We start from the raw sequence: 1,312 nt of genomic DNA, 5'->3' as shown, positions 1-1,312 counted from the left end.
GCTCCCGACTGCCACTTGCTTGCCCTGCGGGGCACGCACGAAGGGATCACTGCCCCATCCCACTCGGCCAAGCGTCCGCGAGCAGGCCGTGGTGACGGGGAGGATCGGTTGGGGAGGTGTGGTGAGCGCCGACAGACGCAGGAGAGACCTTGGCTGACGGCCGATCGGACGAGGTGCACCCCGGCGAGTCCATGACCCCATGGCCTGGTGTGGATGTGACTGGGGGTGAGGCATGTGGGTGGGAAAAGGGCAGTGGGAGGCTGGCAGGCCCGTCTGCCGTGTCCATCGACGCAGAAGCGGTTGCCGGAGACCATCCCACCCCCACTGGGCCATCAGGTCAGTGGCTTTGTATCCGAACGGACAGTAGATGTGACCGCCTTCGGGAGGGCGGCAGCAGCAATCGCACTTCTAACTCTGCGGCCGTTGCCGCACTCCGTGGCATCAAACACGGTGGCGGGAGATAGATGCGACCCTGCATGCATGAAGCAGCTCGGTGATGCGCACCTGCATTCCTGGACGCGTCGCTTTATGGCCCTCCTAGCAGCGGACACCCAGGATCAGCTTGCCTGGCTGGGGGACCACGAGCAGGAGGCTAAAGATGTCGTTGGGGAGGTGGAGTTGCTCTGCCGCGCCTCCGAAGGCCTCGCGGAGCGCGGAGCCTTCGAGCCCGAGGATCTGCGCGAACTTCGGGCCCTGGACCGTCGCTTCGGTGAGATCGATGCCATCTGCCGCGTCGGCCGCTGGGACAACGCCCTGGCCACAGATTCGGCGTGGGACCGCGGGGGTCATCGAGGGGCCTAGCTTGTCGGGAGTGCGCCACCGGCGCGGGGTCGGGCCGGTGGCTCAGGCTAGGGCGGTGGCCAGGAGGGCGAAGGCGGCGACTATGACGGCGACGCGGATGTAGTGGAAGCGGTCCCAGCGGTTCGTCTGTTCCTTCCAGTCGTCGGGCCGGTTCTCGGGGGTCCACGTCTTGCTCAGGTTGTTGATCGGGACGAGCAGCAGGATCGACATGATCACGCTCAGGATCAGCAACGCGGCGGCGATGACGACGAGGCCGGCGCCGGGGTGGTGCCATCCGGCGACGGCCCAGACCGCGCTCAGGACCAGCGAGCCGATGTACCAGAACGGCATCACGGCGCCGAGCATCCGGCCCCCGTGGGCGCGGCCGAGTTGGCCGCCGTCGCCGGGGAGTCCGTTGAAAATCGGGTTCATGACGAAGGCGACGGAGAACTCCACCCCCACCATCAGACCGACGACCACGGTGGTGAAGACCTCAAGTGCGTCGAGCATGATGACCTCTTCTGGATCTAGT

The 1,312-nt window shown here is 66.5% G+C and carries 2 protein-coding genes; one reads left to right on the top strand and one right to left on the bottom strand.

Going from position 1 to position 1,312, the window contains the following annotated elements; all coding sequences use genetic code 11:
* Positions 1-480: 480 nt before the first annotated feature.
* The gene (locus tag QR77_RS37115) at positions 481-801 is read left to right on the top strand and encodes a hypothetical protein (RefSeq protein WP_040026372.1); all 321 of its coding nucleotides are present in this window, start codon (positions 481-483) and stop codon (positions 799-801) included.
* Between the two features lie 42 nt (positions 802-843).
* On the opposite strand, the gene QR77_RS37110 is transcribed toward QR77_RS37115, so the two are convergent.
* Positions 844-1,290 (bottom strand): DUF1772 domain-containing protein, encoded by a 447-nt coding sequence (locus tag QR77_RS37110; RefSeq protein ID WP_040026371.1) that lies wholly within the window; start codon positions 1,288-1,290, stop codon positions 844-846.
* Positions 1,291-1,312 lie beyond the last annotated feature (22 nt).

Origin of the sequence: Streptomyces sp. 150FB (assembly GCF_000818195.1) — a bacterium.
In the GTDB taxonomy this organism is placed as follows: domain Bacteria; phylum Actinomycetota; class Actinomycetes; order Streptomycetales; family Streptomycetaceae; genus Streptomyces.
Note: the sequence above shows the minus strand (reverse complement) of the source record. Positions and strands in the feature narration are given on the sequence as shown.

Bases quoted from the DNA above. Each gene is read 5' to 3' on its own strand.
- QR77_RS37115 (WP_040026372.1), top strand. From the start codon at position 481: ATGAAGCAGCTCGGTGATGCGCACCTGCATTCCTGGACGCGTCGCTTT.
- QR77_RS37110 (WP_040026371.1), bottom strand. From the start codon at position 1,290: ATGCTCGACGCACTTGAGGTCTTCACCACCGTGGTCGTCGGTCTGATG.